The following is a 15,682-nucleotide window of genomic DNA, read 5'->3' as shown; positions in this document are numbered from 1 at the left end:
GCAACAGTCGCCCGATCCACCGGCTATCCTGGATCGGTCATGACCTTGCCCGCCGCCGGTCCGTCCGGCACCTCGAAGACCACCGTCTATCTCGACCACGCCGCGACCACGCCCATGCTGCCCGCGGCGATCGAGGCGATGACGGAAGTGTTCGCGACGGTCGGAAACGCATCGTCCCTGCACGGTTCCGGACGTGCCGCCAGGCGCCGTATCGAGGAGGCCCGCGAGTCGATCGCGGCGGATCTCGGTGCGCGTCCGTCCGAGGTGATCTTCGTCTCGGGCGGTACCGAGGGCGACAATCTCGCCGTCAAGGGCATCTACTGGGGCCGGCGTGCGCAGGACGCGCGGCGCCGCCGCATCATCGCGAGCGCCGTGGAGCACCACGCCGTGCTCGACGCCGTCGAATGGCTCGTCGAACACGAGGGTGCGGACGTGACCTGGCTGCCCGTCGACGAAGTCGGGCGCGTGGATCCGCGCACATTACGGGAAGCGCTCGAGGCCCACGCCGACGAGGTCGCGCTCGTCACGGTCATGTGGGCGAACAACGAGGTCGGCACCGTGATGCCGATCGCCGGGCTCGCTGCGGTGGCCGCAGAGTTCGGTGTCCCGATCCACAGCGATGCGGTCCAGGCGGTCGCGCACCTGCCCGTCGACTTCGCAGCGAGCGGGTTGTCGGCCCTGACCGTGGCTGCGCACAAGTTCGGCGGTCCTCAGGGCGTCGGTGCGCTGCTGCTCGGCAGGCAAGTGCCGTGTGTGCCGCTTGCGCACGGTGGCGGCCACGAACGAGACGTGCGGTCCGGGACACAGGACGCCGCGTCGATCGTGGGCATGGCCGCCGCCCTTCGATACGCGACTGCCGAATTATCCTCGCGTACTGCAGAACTCGAATCCCTACGGGATGCGCTCATTTCCGGTGTCGAGCGAGTGGTTCCCGGCGCGGCGCTCAACGGTCCCGTCGGCGCCGATCGGTTGTCGGGTAATGCGCATTTCACCTTCGCCGGGTGTGAAGGCGATTCGCTGTTGATGTTGCTGGACGCCGCCGGGATCGAATGTTCGACGGGTTCGGCATGCACCGCTGGCGTGGCGCGGGCGAGTCATGTGCTGGTAGCGATGGGGTGTGACCCTGTCGTATCGCGCGGATCCTTACGTTTCTCGTTGGGGCACACTACAACCCAAGATGATATCGATGCTCTGCTCGCGGCGCTGCCGCAGGTGGTGGAGCGGGCGCGCGCCGCCGGGATGGCGAGCGTCGGCAGACGAGGAGGTGACCGAGAATGAGGATTCTTGCGGCAATGAGCGGCGGTGTGGATTCGGCGGTTGCCGCGGCCCGTGCTGTCGATGCCGGACACGACGTGGTCGGTGTGCACCTGGCGCTGTCCGCGGCGCCGGGCACGCTGCGTACGGGCTCGCGCGGGTGCTGCTCGAAGGAAGACGCGGGCGATGCGCGCCGCGCTGCTGATGTGCTCGGAATCCCTTTCTATGTATGGGATTTCGCCGATCGCTTCAAAGAGGACGTGATCGACGATTTCGTTGCCGCCTACGCCGCGGGGCAGACCCCGAACCCGTGCCTGCGCTGCAACGAGAAGATCAAGTTCTCGGCTTTGGCGGATCGCGCTGTCGCCCTGGGCTTCGATGCGGTCGCGACCGGTCACTACGCGCAACTCGCCGACGGTGTCCTGCGTCGCGCAGTCGACGCAGACAAGGACCAGTCGTATGTACTGGCAGTGCTGACCGCCGGACAGCTCTCGCGTGCAATGTTCCCCGTCGGAGACACCCCGAAAGAGCAGATCCGTGAAGAGGCCGCGGAGCGTGGCCTGGCGGTGGCGAACAAGCCGGACAGCCACGACATCTGCTTCATTCCCTCCGGCGACACCCGCGCCTTCCTCGGGGCGCGGATCGGTGTCCGACCGGGTGCGGTGGTCGACGCCGACTCGGGCGACGTTCTCGCCGAACACGAAGGGGTGCACGGCTTCACGATCGGCCAGCGTAAGGGCCTCGGGATCGCGGGCCCCGGTGCTGACGGTCGCCCTCGCTACGTCACCGAGATCGAACCCGAGACCGGCACCGTGAAGGTGGGAAGTGCCGAACGCCTGCAGGTGTCGTCGATCCGGGCCGAACGGGCAGTGTGGACAGCGGGTTCCGCGCCGGCCGGGCCGATCGAATGCGTCGTGCAGGTACGTGCGCACGGCGGTCTCGCGGCAGCGGTCGCCGAAGACGTCGCCGGCGGAATCGACATTTCGCTTCGCGAACCCCTGACCGGTGTCGCGGCAGGCCAGGCCGCAGTTCTCTATCGACCGGACCCGGCCGGCGACATCGTCCTCGGGAGCGGCACGATCGCGGCGACCCGAGCGACCGGAGACCAGTGACGACAGAGCGGGAACACGTGAACCCCTGGGCGGGCCTGGCCACCGGAATCGGCTCATGGCCGGGCACCGACGCTCGTGAGGCCGCCGCGGTGATCGTCGGGGAACTCCCTGCACTGCCGCACCTGGTGGAACTGCCCGCGCGGGGACTCGGTGCCGACATGATCGGTCGTGCGAGTGCTCTGCTCGTCGACATGCACCTCGACACCACGACCACTGGCTACCGCCTGCGCGCCGGGCGTGGTGCGGTCGCACGTATCGCCGAAGACCTGCTGAAGCAGGATCTCGACGCGTTCGAAGAAGCATGGGAACTCGCGGGCGCCGGCGCCGATCGCACCGTCAAGGTGCAGTCGATCGGCCCGTGGACTCTTGCCGCGCACGCCGAACTGGCGACAGGTCGACGTGCTCTCGTCGACCGGGGCGCCGTACGAGACCTGTCGGAGTCCTTGGCCGAAGGTATATCGCGGCACTCGGCGGAGCTCCACCGGCGTCTGGGCGTCTCCGTCGTCGTTCAGATCGACGAGCCTGCCTTGCCCGCGGTCCTCGCGGGCACACTGCAGGGGCGCACGATGCTCGAAACCGTACCTGCCGTGCCCGAACCAGAGATTCAGCAGGTTCTCGATACGACACTCGGTGGCCTCGGCTCCCCGGCGGCGGTGCATTGCTGTTCGGGCGGACTTCCCGCAGACCTGTTCCGGCGCAGCGAGGCAGCAGCCGTTTCGTTCGACTTCGCGCAGCTCACACGGGCCGAGCTCGACCCGGTAGGAGAACTGCTCGACTCGGGCACGATTCTGTTGATGGGCCTCGTTCCGACGGTCGCCCCGGAGAAGATTCCGACCTGGAGGGAACTTGCCGAGCCCGCAGTCGCGTTGATCGACCGGCTGGGTTTCTCGCGCACGACGCTGCGGTCGGTGTCGGCGACGCCGGCGTGCGGTCTCGCCGGCGCCGACCCCGCGTGGGCCCGCACGGCGCTCCGGATGGCGAGCGACATCTCCGCAGCATTCTCCGAAGATCCCGAATCGCTCTGACGGGATCGTCGGTCCCCTCGACTAGGCTTACAAGCTGTGAGTGAACCGACGGACGTGGCCCACACAGCTCCACCCGAAGTGCGCGAGCGCTGGCAGCAGCTCGCAGAGGAAGTGCGTGAGCACCAGTTCCGCTACTACGTGCGCGACGCTCCGATCATCTCCGACGGTGCATTCGATCAGCTGCTCGGGCAACTCGACGCGCTCGAAGACGAGTACTCGGACCTGCGCACCCCCGAGTCGCCCACCCAGCTTGTCGGTGGCGGTTTCGCCACCGACTTCACGGCGGTCGATCATCTCGAACGCATGCTCAGCCTCGACAACGTCTTCGACGAGGACGAACTGCGCGCCTGGCTCTCACGCGTCGAATCCGAGGCGGGATCGAATCTGCACTACCTGTGCGAGGTCAAGATCGACGGCGTCGCACTGAACCTCGTCTACGAGGACGGACGGCTCGTTCGTGCAGCCACGCGTGGAGATGGGCGCACCGGCGAACTGGTCACCCTCAACGCCATGACGATCGACTCCGTCCCGGAACGACTCACCGGTACAGACGAATACCCGATTCCTTCGGTCCTCGAAGTGCGCGGCGAGGTGTTCTTCCGGCTCGAGGATTTCCAGGCCCTCAACGCCGGCCTCGTAGCCGAGGGAAAGCCGCCGTTCGCCAACCCCCGGAACTCGGCTGCGGGGTCGTTGCGACAGAAGAACCCGGCGGTGACGGCGAAGCGCCGACTCGGCATGATCTGCCACGGCCTCGGCCGGATCGAAGGGTTCCGTCCCGAATCTCAATCCGATGCCTACGATGCGCTCGCGGCCTGGGGCCTACCTGTTTCACCGCACACCTTGCGGGTCACCGGCGCCGACGCGGTGATCGACCGGATGAAGTACTGGGGCGAGCACCGCCACGACGTCGAACATGAGATCGACGGTCTCGTCGTGAAGATCGACGAGATGGCACTGCACCGTCGCTTCGGGTCGACATCACGTGCTCCACGCTGGGCGATCGCCTACAAGTACCCGCCCGAGGAAGTCACCACCAAATTGCTCGACGTCCGGGTCAGTGTCGGGCGCACCGGCCGCGTGACACCTTTTGCGTATATGGAGCCGGTCACGGTCGCCGGATCCACGGTGTCGCTCGCGACTCTGCACAATGCGTCCGAAGTCCGACGCAAAGGTGTCCTGATCGGCGACACCGTCGTGCTGCGCAAGGCCGGTGATGTGATCCCGGAGGTCCTCGGGCCTGTGGTCGACCTGCGCGACGGCAGCGAACGCCCGTTCGTGATGCCCAGTGAGTGCCCCGAATGCTCGACTCCTCTGGCCCCGGCGAAGGAGGGCGACGTCGACCTTCGCTGCCCGAACCAGCAGTATTGCCCGGCCCAGCTGCGCGAGCGGGTCTTCCATGTGGCCGGCCGCGGTGCCTTCGACATCGAGGCTCTCGGGTACGAAGCGGCAACAGCCTTGCTCGAGTCCGAGGCGATCGGAGACGAAGGCGACCTGTTCTCACTCACCGCCGACGATCTGATGCGCACATCCATCTTCAAGACCGGCAAAGGTGTGTTGTCCAAGAACGGCGAGCGTCTGCTGCAGAACCTCGCCAATGCGAAGCAGAAACCGCTCTGGCGCGTCCTCGTCGCACTGTCGATTCGGCACGTGGGGCCCACCGCGGCCCGAGCCCTGGCCACCGAGTTCGGGAGTCTCGACCGAATCCGGTCGGCGTCCCTCGACGAACTCGCCGCGGTCGAAGGTGTCGGCGGAACCATCGCTGCTGCCGTCGTCGAATGGTTCACCGTCGACTGGCACGTGGCGATCGTCGACAAATGGGCCGACGCCGGTGTCAGCATGGAGGACGAGCGCGACGAATCGATCGAGCGCACCCTGGAGGGAATGTCGATCGTGGTGACGGGCACTCTCGCGGGGCTCTCACGCGACGAGGCCAAGGAAGCGATTCTCGTGCGGGGCGGGAAGGCAGCGGGCTCGGTATCGAAGAAGACCGCCTTCGTCGTGGTCGGTGATAATCCTGGATCCAAGGCCGACAAGGCGTCGGATCTGGGCATCCCGATTCTGGAAGAGGACGCATTCCGTGTCCTGCTCGAGCAAGGGCCAGGGGCAGTCCTCGGTTCGCTCGGCGACGCCGAGGCCTGACTCCGGGGTCGCGAGACTTCAGGTGGCCACTGATCGGGTCGGCTCGGGTGCGTTCCGGCTGCCCAGAAAGACCGCCGACGCAACAAGGAAACACAGGGCACCGACAAACGTTCCGATACTGGCGAGGCTCGGGTCGAGTGTGTTACCGGTATCGAGGACGTACGAGCCGACCGCCGACACACCGAAGGCGATGGACCCGAGCATATTGAGCCATACGCTCTGCCAGTCCTTCGACCGCGGCAACCAGTATCCCTTCTCGCGCCACAGGATCAGTACGGCGAGCGCGCTCGAGACGAGAAAGCACAGTGACCCTTCGAGGTTCGGGTTCCACACCAAATGCTCTTCGCCCTTGACTGTGTGCGCGTGCAGAGCTGCGCCGGTGCTCACATTGAACAGAAGAGTTCCGAGGAACTGGATCATCGCCGAGAGCCACTCGGCGCGAATTCCGACGCCCTGCTTGTCCGACACGGTCGCGGCGCCGCTGAGCATGAGCTGGACGAACGCTGCGCCTGTGAAGAACCACGAGCCGACGAAGAACGAAGTATTTGCACCGGCAGTCCCCAGCGCACTCGAGATTCCCGGCGCGGAACCGAGCGCGAACAGGAAAGCGCCGACAACGAATCCCCATGACTGCACGCGCAATGTCGGGCGGATCAGCATGGCGGCAGTGTAGAACACTGTTCCGCACGACACGCGGGATATCAGGAGGCCGATCCGGGCCGAAAGTCCCTGTTCGGGAAAGGTTCTCCGCGGTGAGGGCGATGAGGGTGAAGTGGTGGGGTGAATTCCGTGTCCGTCGGTTGGATCGGGCGCGCGCCGGGAATATCCGGATTAGCGTCCGGCTCATGACGGCAACCCCCGATTTCGACAATCGTCTGCTATTTCGCAATGTTCGCGTGTTCGACGGTCACTCCGGTGACTTGCTCGGTGGCGATGTGCTGATCGACGGAGACACCATCAGCGCGGTGTCCGACTCGCCGATCGGCGACGAACCGGGTCGCGACACCATCGTCGTCGATGGGGCGAATCGAGTGTTGATGCCGGGGATGAGCGATGCTCATGTCCACCTCGTCGGCAACGCCAACTCCTACGTCGACATGGTGATGGGTTCCGAGGCTCATATCGCCTTGAACGGCCTCGCGGAGGCGAAGAACATGTTGCACCGAGGTTTCACCGCGGTGCGGGACATGGCCGGTGATACCGCCAGCATCAAGTCGGTGATCGACCGCGGTTTGTTCGAAGGGCCGAGGATCTACCCCTCCCAGGCGGCGCTTTCTCAGACCAGCGGGCACGGTGACTTCGGGTTCGTCTACCAATGCCCGACGGTATTCGGTGGTGATCAGAGCCGCGCCGAGCAGATCGGGTTCATGCGGGTCGCGGACGGAGAGGATCAGGTTCTCGCCGGCGTGCGAGAACAACTGAAGAAGGGCGCGTCCCAGATCAAACTGATGGTCGGTGGTGGGGCGGCCTCGATGTACGACCCCCTGTACACGGTTCAGTTCATCGACAAGGAACTTCGGGCCGCGGTGAACGCGGCGACCGACTACGGCACCTACGTAGCGACCCACGTCTACAACGTCACCGGGATCCGGCGGGCGCTCGCGGCGGGCGTCCGTTCCATCGAGCACGGCCACCTCGCGGACGAAGAGACCATCGCGCTCATCGCGGAAAAGGAGGTGTGGTTGTCGATGCAGCCGTTTGCGCTGGGCGACCACCACTATCCCGACCCTGATCGCGCGGAGAAGGATCGGGAGATCTGCACCGGAGTGGACCATGTCTACGAGTGGGCGAAGAAGTACGGTGTCAAGACGGCGTGGGGCACCGACCTGCTGCTCGAGCCGCAGATCGCTCCTCGGCAGAGCGAGATGGCAGCCCGGCTCGGTGACCACTACACCAACCTCGAGTCCCTGAGGATGTTGACGTCGGGGAACGCGGAACTGTTCCGCCTCGCCGGCGAGAGGGACCCGTATCGGCAGGCCCTGTTCGGGGTGATCCGAAAGGGCGCGTGGGCCGACGTTCTGCTCGTGGACGGAAATCCCCTCGATGACCTGACACTGCTGGCGGATCCCGAGAAGAATCTATCCGTGATCGTCAAGAACGGCCGGATCGTCAAGAACCAGCTCTGAAGCGGGGTCTCGGTATATGACGTCCCTTCGTGAGTGCACGGCCGGGGATGTCCGGACATCGATGAACATGACTCGGAATGTGGGATGAGCTTTGGCCGAAACGAATCTCGAAGAATCCGGAGCCGAGGAATACGACGATCCCGGCGCGTTCGACGTGGACCGGTCCGAATGGACGCACATTCCGGGCAGTCTCGTGTCCGCGCGAGCCATCGAACTCCACGGTCCGTGGGGGCACGTGTTCGGCCCCCTCGACCTGGATATCGATCAGGGGGGTGTGACGGTGGTGGCGGGGCAGGCCGGCGCCGCGCGCACGGCGCTGCTGATGGCGTTGTGCGGGAGGATGCGGCTGACGCGGGGATCTCTTACCGTCCTCGGTTTCGAGAACCAGCCGAGGAAGGTGCTCGCCCGTTCTGCCATCGCCTGCATGAACGAACTCGACGAGGTCCAGCCGTCCGTCACCGTGCGTGATCTCGTGACCGAGCAGAAACGTTGGAACTCACCGTGGTACAAGTTCGTTCCGCGCGTCGACGAGGAGGGCGTCGCCGACATGTGCTCGGAGGTCTTCGGGGACGTACCGATTCCACCGCTCAACGCGTTCGTCGACGACCTGCCGGAGATTGCGCAGTTACTGCTGCGCATCGCGGTGGCCAATACCCACCGACCGCCCCTTCTGGTGGTGGGACGGATCGACAAGATCGCCGACGATGCGGAGCGCGAGACCTTGCTGGAGCGACTCGTCGCCCTCGGAGAGCAGCAATCGGTGATCACCGCCGACGTGAACCCGCAGAAGCCGGATTCGGGGGTGCGGGCGGTGGTCGACCTGCACGGACTCCTCGGACCGGGCGACATCGGCGTCATGACCGAAGGTAGGTGACCGATGCTGGCAGGAGTTTCCCTCGGTAGTGATTCGAAACGGTACTTCCGCGGCACCATGCCGCGTATCGCTATTGCAACGATCATCCTCATGCCGCTTCTGTACGGCGCCATGTATCTGTGGGCCTTCTGGAACCCGTTCGGTGCGGTCGACAAGATTCCGGCCGCGATCGTCAACAACGACACCGGGCTTTCCGCAACAGGTCAGCAGGTCGACGCGGGTGATCAGGTCGTCGAGTCGCTCATCGCGTCCGGGCAGCTCGATCTGCACGAGGTGTCGGAGAGCGATGCGACCGACGGTCTGGCGAGCGGAAAGTACTACTACACGATCACCATTCCGGAGAACTTCACTGCGGCGGTGGAGTCGCCGAACGGCAGCAATCCCGAGAAGGCGAATCTGACCTTCACCTTCAACGATGCCAACAACTACCTCGCGACCATCATCGGCCAGGATGCGTCGGAACAGGTGATCAGCCAGGTCAACTCGACGATCGGCGCCCAGGGCGTCGGGCAGGTGCTCACCGGGCTGGAAACTGCGGGCTCGGGCCTGAAGCAGGCGGCCACCGGCGCGGGAACGCTCGCTTCGGGAGTCGACACCGCGACGGAAGGGGCAGATCAGCTCGACGCGGGCGCCACCGAACTCGCCGACAACATGGTCACCGCGCGCGACGGGTCGGCTCAGCTGGCTGCCGGTGCGGATCAGCTCGCCACCGCGATCGACGGTGTCACCGGTCCACTCCTGAACGCTCTCGACAGCGGGCAGTTGTCGAACGTTGGAAGTCAGGCCTCACAGCTTCGAGCATCGATCGTCGCGCTGGAAGACCGGATACCTCAACCGGCGCAGGCCTCGGCGGGGATCGCGGTTCAACAGGTCATCGACATCCTGGGGCAGAGTTCGGACCCGATCGTCCAGCAGGCCATCACCGCATTGACGCCGTTCACTGCACAGGAGGTGGTCTCCGATACCGAGGCGTTGCGCGCCGAGATCGTACGACTGCAGGGGGATGCGCGGGCTCTGGAATATGAGCTGAACGATCCGAACAGTCCCCTCCAGAGCGGTCTGGCGATGCTCCAGGGCGGCGGGCTCGCGGCCGAGGTCGGCGAGCTGCGCAGTGGTGTGAACGAGCTGAATTCGGGTGCGGCAACGCTGCATTCGGGCCTGATTCAGCTGACCGACGGCAGTTTCCAGTTGTCGGACGGTGCCGGACAGCTCTCCTCTGGAATGGTCGAACTGCAGTCCGGCTCGCATGAACTTGCTGATGCGCTCGCCAAGGGGGCGCAGCAGGTACCGAGCTGGACCGATCAACAACGCACCGCGACGGCGGACACATTGTCGACGCCGGTCGCGCTGCAGCAGCACACGACCAACGAAGCATCGACGTTCGGCACCGGGTTTGCTCCGTTCTTCCTCTCGCTGGCGCTGTTCGTCGGCGGTATCATCACCTGGATGCTGCTGACTCCGCTGCAGTCACGGCCGACAGTCGCGGGTGTCGGGCTGTACCGGACGGTTCTGGCGTCGTACTGGCCCGCGTTGCTCGTCGGTGTGCTCCAGGTGGTGGTCATGTACACGGTCGTTCATTTCGGTGTCGGGCTCGACGTGAAGCACGTGGCGGGAACGATCCTGTTCCTGATGTTGGTGTCCGCGACCTACTTGGCGATGATCCAGGCGTTCAACGCGGTATTCGGAGTGGCGGTCGGACGTGTCGTCACCCTGGCATTCCTGATGTTGCAACTCGTGTCCGCCGGTGGCATCTATCCCGTGCCGACCACAGCGACACCGTTCCAGTACATCCATCCCTTCGACCCGATGACATACACGGTCAACGGCTTGCGCCAGCTCACGGTGGCCGACCAGATCGATTCGCGCTTGTGGATCGCGACTGCCGTCCTCACAGGGATCCTGCTCGTGTCCTTGTCCGCGAGCGCGCTCTCCGTTCGACGTAATCGCCGCTACACGATGGAAAGGCTCTACCCGCCGATCGAGGTCTGATCGCAGCGTGATCGGTTCAGACGAAATCCAGTCCACAACAGGAATCGGATCGGACAGAGATTCGATGCCGAGTATCGGAGGAAGAGATGTCAGATCACATTGCCGCCCCTTCGGAGACGCTCGCGCCTGCCTACACAGGGCGTCTCGGAACCGACCCGATTCCGGCGCTACGGCTCCCGACGACGGAAACCGAGCCCGAGGCGGCGTATCGGTTCATCCACGACGAGTTGATGCTCGACGGAAGCTCGCGCCTGAACCTTGCGACGTTCGTGACTACGTGGATGGATCCACAGGCCGACCGCCTCATGGCGGAAACCTTCGACAAGAACATGATCGACAAGGACGAGTACCCGGCTACGGCAGAGATCGAGACCCGCTGCGTGAACATGGTGGCGGCACTCTTTCATGCCGAGGGTCTGTCCCCGACCGATCCGATGTCGGCGACCGGCGTCTCGACCGTGGGGTCGTCCGAAGCTGTGATGTTGGGGGGCCTCGCGCTCAAATGGCGGTGGCGGCAGAAGCGCGCCGCGGCGGGTCAGGACTCCGCCAGACCCAATCTGGTCATGGGTAGCAACGTCCAGGTCGTCTGGGAGAAGTTCTGCAGGTACTTCGACGTCGAACCCAAGTATCTGCCCATGGAGGAGGGTCGGTACGTCATCACTCCGGAACAGGTCCGCGATGCCGTCGACGAGAACACCATCGGTGTGGTGGCAATTCTCGGGACGACGTTCACCGGTGAACTCGAGCCGGTCGCGGATATCGCTGCAACTCTCGATGAGGTTGCTGCGGACGGCGGACCGGATGTCCCGTTGCATGTCGATGCGGCAAGTGGGGGATTCGTGGTCCCGTTCCTGCATCCGGATCTGGAGTGGGACTTCCGTATTCCCCGTGTCGTCTCTATCAATGTCAGCGGCCACAAGTACGGAATGACTTATCCGGGAATCGGATTCGTGGTGTGGCGGTCGAAGGAACACCTACCGGAGGATCTTGTGTTCCGGGTCAATTATCTCGGCGGGGACATGCCGACCTTCACGCTCAATTTCTCTCGATCAGGTAACCAAGTGGTCGGCCAGTACTACAACTTCATCCGGCTGGGGGTCGCCGGCTACACCCAGATCATGGAATCGCTGCGGGACACCGCATTGATGCTGTCGCGCGAGATCTCGGGAATCGACGACATGGAGATCATCACCGATGGGTCAGCGATACCCGTTCTCTCGTTCCGGCTGGTGGGGGATCCGGGATTCACTGTCTTCGACATCTCTCACGAACTGCGTGCCCGTGGTTTTCAGGTTCCCGCATACACCATGCCCGCCGACGCCGAGGAAATTGCTGTGTTGAGGGTGGTCCTGAGGGAGGGTTTCAGCCGCGACCTCGCATACAAGCTTGCCGTGTCGATCAAGGATGTGGTCGAGCATCTGCGTGCCGGAGTGGGCAGGGGACACACCGCGAGGGGTTTCGCACACTGAGGTTTTCTCGCCAGGCGGGGGCTTGTAGGTGAAGAAGCACGAGGGCGGCAGCGGTTATCGTGCCGATCCTCCACGGACACAGACTGATTCGTTGTAAGGCCTTCCAGCGGGTCTTCAGCAGGGCATTCGCACGTTCCGCCGGAGCGCGCATCGCGGACAGAAGTGTGTTGCGGCATCGAGTGCCGGCATCGAGGTCGCGGCCCTTGGTCGGCGTGTGGACACCGATCCCGGCACCGGTGTAACCCTTGTCGGCAAGGGTGGGCATCCCGCCGGTGGCGGCCTCATAGAGGGCGCCGAGGACTCCGCCGAGTCGAGCAGCGGTGATGTCGTGAACCGAGCCGGGTTCGACGTCGGAGACCCAGACCGGGTAGCCGGTCGGGTCGGTCAGGACCTGGATGTTGCCGCCGTGTCGGCGGTGTTTGCCCGAGTACCACAAGTCGTGTCCGGCTTCGGAGCGCTCCCGGCATCGGGTCGCGGCGATCAAGGTGCCGTCGAGTCCGACGTGTTCCGACCCGGATGCACTCCCGTGGGCGAGGACCTCGTGCAGGTCAGGGGCGTGGGCGGCGATCACGTCGATGCCTTCGTGTAGGTATCGGTAGGCGGTTGCCGGCGAGATTCGGGCATCGCGCGCCAGGGCGGCGACGTCGGTGCCGTCGCGGAACCAGCGGAGCACCATTACCGCCTGGACGTAGACGGTTGCGGCCCGCTGCCATGGTCGGCGGTCGACTCGGGTGCGATGCGCGGCCAGGGCACTGGCGACGAAGGCCAGGGTGCGCTCGGGCACGTCGAGCGTGGCACGATAGGAAATCACGTGGGGTCCTGCTTCGGGATTGCTTCTTGGTCGAAACGATCTCTACCAGGTAGGACCCCACGTCCTCATCTCACGCCACACCGCCCGAATGTCCCCGGCCGCCGTCAGCGAACTCCTGGTGAGAAAACCTCACTGATCGTCGGCGCGGGGAGGCTGTTCGCCTGGACGCCTTCCCGCGCGTCGCTATCCGCTGCGAGGAATCCGGTGGATCAGCCGGGTGAAAAGTATTCGACATCGGTCGCGAGCAAAGGGTTTTCTGCATTCGCTCCGTATCACGGCAATTCGTCCCCGTTGTTGTTACGCTCTGCGTAAGCTCGATTGCGGGATTGAAGATGCGGGCCTGTGGTGGTGTTACGCACCTTCCGAGCAGAAGGATTTCGCATAGGTGCCCCACGTACTGCCACTGTTTCGCAGCCGACTCTTCTCACTGCTGTCGAGTTCGGCAACATTGATTGTGGTGTACGGCAACCGATTCGCCGGTAAGACCACATTGGTTCGCACATGGCTCATGGCGGATCCCATTTCCGCTGCGGTCCCGGTCTTCGTGGAGGCGCCATCGGCCGATGTGACGAAGGACGATTACTGGTCCGCCGTCCTACGCTCCGTGTGCGCGTACCTCGGTAGTGCACCACCGGACCACTGCGGTGCCGGTTTCGAGGAGTTGCGTTCGCTTCTCGTGGCGCAGCACCGCCCGATTGTGCTGATTCTCGACGGAATCGGTGCGGTCGAGTCGGTCGAGGAACATGTCGGTGATCTGCTCGCCCGGTGCCCGCGGTTGAGAGTCGTTGTCACAACACGAGTTGCGGGACAATGGTGTCGTCACGTCGACAGTGTTCCCGGCCGGATGATGCTCACCTCCGATGTACTTGCCTTCACCGATAGGGAGGTCAGCGCTTTTCTGCGCGCATCCGCGGTGCCGCACGGTTCTCGCGTGGTTCGGCGAATCGTGCGACGCACGGGAGGAGCACCGGCGCTCATCGAAGCCGTATGTGAGGTGCTGAAGGCAGACAGTGTGCAGGTTCCGGACGATGAGAATCGTATCGATCGCCTCATGGACACGGCTGTCGACACCGCAATTCTGCGAGCTATTGCCATCGACCCCCCGCTTGCGTCGCGGTTTCGATCCGTTCTGATGTCGGCCGCCATCGCGACTCCGCTCGCTTCGTCCGCGGGAGTATTGCCTTCGGTGGTGGACCCCGTGGAATTCGTCGACGCACTCGAGTCTGCCGGAATGGTCGAATCGGAACCGGGAACCGACCTGTCGATGCGGACGTACCCCGGCGCCGTTCGAGAATCGCTCTTACGCACGGCCGAGGCCGAATGCTCCGACGAACTCCGGGGCACCCGGACCACCTTGATCCGATTCTGGCTGGAGCACTCGAACGCACACAACGCCCTCGTACAAGCGGTGGAAAGTGGCAATTGGGAATGTGCGGTGACGATAGTGGCGGAACATTGGGCCACCCTGTACTCAGGTGGATTCCTTCTCACCGTCAGCGAGGCCCTGGTGAACAGGATTCCGGTCGGAGTCGTCGAGAACGATCCGACAGTGGCGGCAATCCGGCGGCTGCATCGCCGGCTCACCGAACCTCGCGACATTTCTGGGTCGATCGTCGACGGGGAGCGTCCTCCCGCCTCCTTGCCTGAGCCCGCCGCAACACTGATGCGGGCGATCGATCTGCGCCTCGGAGGTCACTTCGCGGAGGCGGCCGCGGCGTGTGAGGATGCTGCCGGCGAGCTGCTGCAGGCATCCGAGGCCCCGGATGTCGCCACACCGAACGCCGGGGCTCTCGATCACCTGCACGTCGGGTTCACCTACCTGCTCGCGGGCCGCATCGATGACGCGCCGGTGTTGCTCCGGCTTGCTCATCGTCTCGGAAGCGCCACCTTCGTCGAGCGAACCGCCGCAGGTGTGCTCGCGCTGACCCACGCGCTACGTGGTTCGATCACCGAGGCTCGACTCTGGATCGACGAGGAGCATCGGCATGGGCCGCTGCCGCCCGCCGAGGAGACGATCGTGAGGTCACCTGGCCTGGTCGCGTCGGCACTCGTCGCCCTGGACCGACTCGATCCCAATGGCGCGTTCGACATCCTCACGGAGCTGGGATCACCCGATGACAACGAGGAAGTCTGGGCATTCACTCTGTATGCGAACGGGCAGCACGCACTTCTCGCCGGACTGCCCGCCGACGGCCTGCAGTACATCGAGTCCGAGATCAAGCGTTTTTCCCGGTTGTACGGCGGGATGTCCGGCCACTTGCTCGATGCGGTCCGCGCTGACCTCAATCTGGCGATCGGTCGCCCGGACGAGGCTCGGCGAGTCGTGGCGCGGTCGACCGACACGCTCACGGCAGCTGCGCGTGCACGGGTCCGCCTGTTCGCCGGCGATCCCGTAGGCGCCGAGGCCATCGGGCATCACTATCGCGACGACCCGAGTTGCCCACCGCGGGTGTCGATGGAGCTAGCCGTTGTCGGCGCGGCAGCAGCATGCGCGCTGGGCAGGCGAAACGATGCTCGCCGCTGCATGTTCCGTGCCGCCGCGCTGTCGCGACAGACCGGGATGCTGAGGCCGTTCACCGGCCTTGCTCCGTCGATGGTTCGGAACATCACGGATCTCGGTGTCGACCTCCCGGTCGATCTGGAACAGATCGCGCTCGACTTCGGCACCTTTCGCACGACACAGCCGACGGTGCGGCTGACCCCGCGGGAATCGGCAGTTCTCGAAGCACTGGTCGCAGGTGGCAATGCTGGGACGATCGCTGAGGCACAGTTCGTCAGTCTCAATACCGTCAAGACCCAATTGCGGTCGCTCTACCGCAAACTGGGTGTGCACTCCCGTCGGGACGCGATCGCGGTTGCTCGCCGGTTGGTGCTCGACTGAAA

The 15,682-nt window shown here is 64.7% G+C and carries 10 protein-coding genes and 1 pseudogene; 9 read left to right on the top strand and 2 right to left on the bottom strand.

The window, feature by feature from the left end:
* Positions 1-39: 39 nt before the first annotated feature.
* Genes MWU77_RS09295 through ligA form a run of 4 tightly spaced genes read left to right on the top strand, consistent with a single transcriptional unit; the run spans position 40 to position 5,530 of the window.
* Complete coding sequence (locus MWU77_RS09295) at positions 40-1,278, top strand: cysteine desulfurase family protein (RefSeq protein WP_169686831.1); 1,239 nt, start codon at positions 40-42, stop codon at positions 1,276-1,278.
* Positions 1,275-2,366, top strand: a complete 1,092-nt coding sequence (gene mnmA, locus MWU77_RS09290) for a tRNA 2-thiouridine(34) synthase MnmA (protein ID WP_169686057.1) — start codon at positions 1,275-1,277, stop codon at positions 2,364-2,366. The genes MWU77_RS09295 and mnmA overlap by 4 nt, the downstream gene beginning before the upstream one ends.
* Positions 2,363-3,391 carry a methionine synthase gene (locus tag MWU77_RS09285; protein ID WP_247273512.1) on the top strand — a complete coding sequence of 343 codons (1,029 nt, stop codon included), beginning with the start codon at positions 2,363-2,365 and terminating at the stop codon, positions 3,389-3,391. Before mnmA ends, MWU77_RS09285 begins: the two co-directional genes overlap by 4 nt.
* Positions 3,392-3,427: 36 nt before the next feature.
* Positions 3,428-5,530, top strand: coding sequence for an NAD-dependent DNA ligase LigA (gene ligA, locus MWU77_RS09280; RefSeq protein WP_169686059.1), 2,103 nt, complete (start codon positions 3,428-3,430; stop codon positions 5,528-5,530).
* An 18-nt stretch (positions 5,531-5,548) separates the two neighbouring features.
* Here the strand turns inward: ligA and MWU77_RS09275 are convergent, their stop codons facing one another.
* Positions 5,549-6,190 (bottom strand): hypothetical protein, encoded by a 642-nt coding sequence (locus MWU77_RS09275; protein WP_169686060.1) that lies wholly within the window; start codon positions 6,188-6,190, stop codon positions 5,549-5,551.
* Between the two features lie 185 nt (positions 6,191-6,375).
* Here MWU77_RS09275 and MWU77_RS09270 point away from each other — a divergent pair, with 185 nt between their 5' ends.
* The 4 genes from MWU77_RS09270 (at position 6,376) to MWU77_RS09255 (ending at position 11,988) form a co-directional block, all read left to right on the top strand.
* Positions 6,376-7,656 carry an amidohydrolase family protein gene (locus tag MWU77_RS09270; RefSeq protein ID WP_169686062.1) on the top strand — a complete coding sequence of 427 codons (1,281 nt, stop codon included), beginning with the start codon at positions 6,376-6,378 and terminating at the stop codon, positions 7,654-7,656.
* A gap of 91 nt (positions 7,657-7,747) precedes the next feature.
* On the top strand, positions 7,748-8,530 hold the full coding sequence (locus MWU77_RS09265; protein ID WP_240958881.1) for an ATP-binding cassette domain-containing protein: 783 nt from the start codon (positions 7,748-7,750) through the stop codon (positions 8,528-8,530).
* A 3-nt stretch (positions 8,531-8,533) separates the two neighbouring features.
* Positions 8,534-10,519 carry a YhgE/Pip domain-containing protein gene (locus MWU77_RS09260; protein ID WP_247273511.1) on the top strand — a complete coding sequence of 662 codons (1,986 nt, stop codon included), beginning with the start codon at positions 8,534-8,536 and terminating at the stop codon, positions 10,517-10,519.
* 86 nt (positions 10,520-10,605) lie between these two features.
* Positions 10,606-11,988, top strand: a complete 1,383-nt coding sequence (locus MWU77_RS09255; RefSeq protein ID WP_247273510.1) for a glutamate decarboxylase — start codon at positions 10,606-10,608, stop codon at positions 11,986-11,988.
* A gap of 10 nt (positions 11,989-11,998) precedes the next feature.
* On the opposite strand, the pseudogene MWU77_RS09250 reads toward MWU77_RS09255, so the two are convergent.
* Positions 11,999-12,799: pseudogene (locus MWU77_RS09250) on the bottom strand (IS5 family transposase); the annotation flags it as partial.
* A 385-nt stretch (positions 12,800-13,184) separates the two neighbouring features.
* On the opposite strand from MWU77_RS09250, the gene MWU77_RS24950 reads away from it, so the two are divergent.
* The gene (locus MWU77_RS24950) at positions 13,185-15,680 is read left to right on the top strand and encodes a helix-turn-helix transcriptional regulator (protein ID WP_247273509.1); all 2,496 of its coding nucleotides are present in this window, start codon (positions 13,185-13,187) and stop codon (positions 15,678-15,680) included.
* Positions 15,681-15,682: the final 2 nt, after the last annotated feature.

Source organism: Rhodococcus sp. F64268 (assembly GCF_023015605.1).
GTDB lineage: Bacteria > Actinomycetota > Actinomycetes > Mycobacteriales > Mycobacteriaceae > Rhodococcus.
This window is presented reverse-complemented; position numbering and strand designations above follow the sequence as displayed.

Coding starts and splice junctions, on each gene's coding strand:
- MWU77_RS09295 (WP_169686831.1), top strand. CDS start 40: ATGACCTTGCCCGCCGCCGGTCCGTCCGGCACCTCGAAGACCACCGTC.
- mnmA (WP_169686057.1), top strand. CDS start 1,275: ATGAGGATTCTTGCGGCAATGAGCGGCGGTGTGGATTCGGCGGTTGCC.
- MWU77_RS09275 (WP_169686060.1), bottom strand. CDS start 6,190: ATGCTGATCCGCCCGACATTGCGCGTGCAGTCATGGGGATTCGTTGTC.
- MWU77_RS09270 (WP_169686062.1), top strand. CDS start 6,376: ATGACGGCAACCCCCGATTTCGACAATCGTCTGCTATTTCGCAATGTT.
- MWU77_RS09260 (WP_247273511.1), top strand. CDS start 8,534: ATGCTGGCAGGAGTTTCCCTCGGTAGTGATTCGAAACGGTACTTCCGC.
- MWU77_RS09255 (WP_247273510.1), top strand. CDS start 10,606: ATGTCAGATCACATTGCCGCCCCTTCGGAGACGCTCGCGCCTGCCTAC.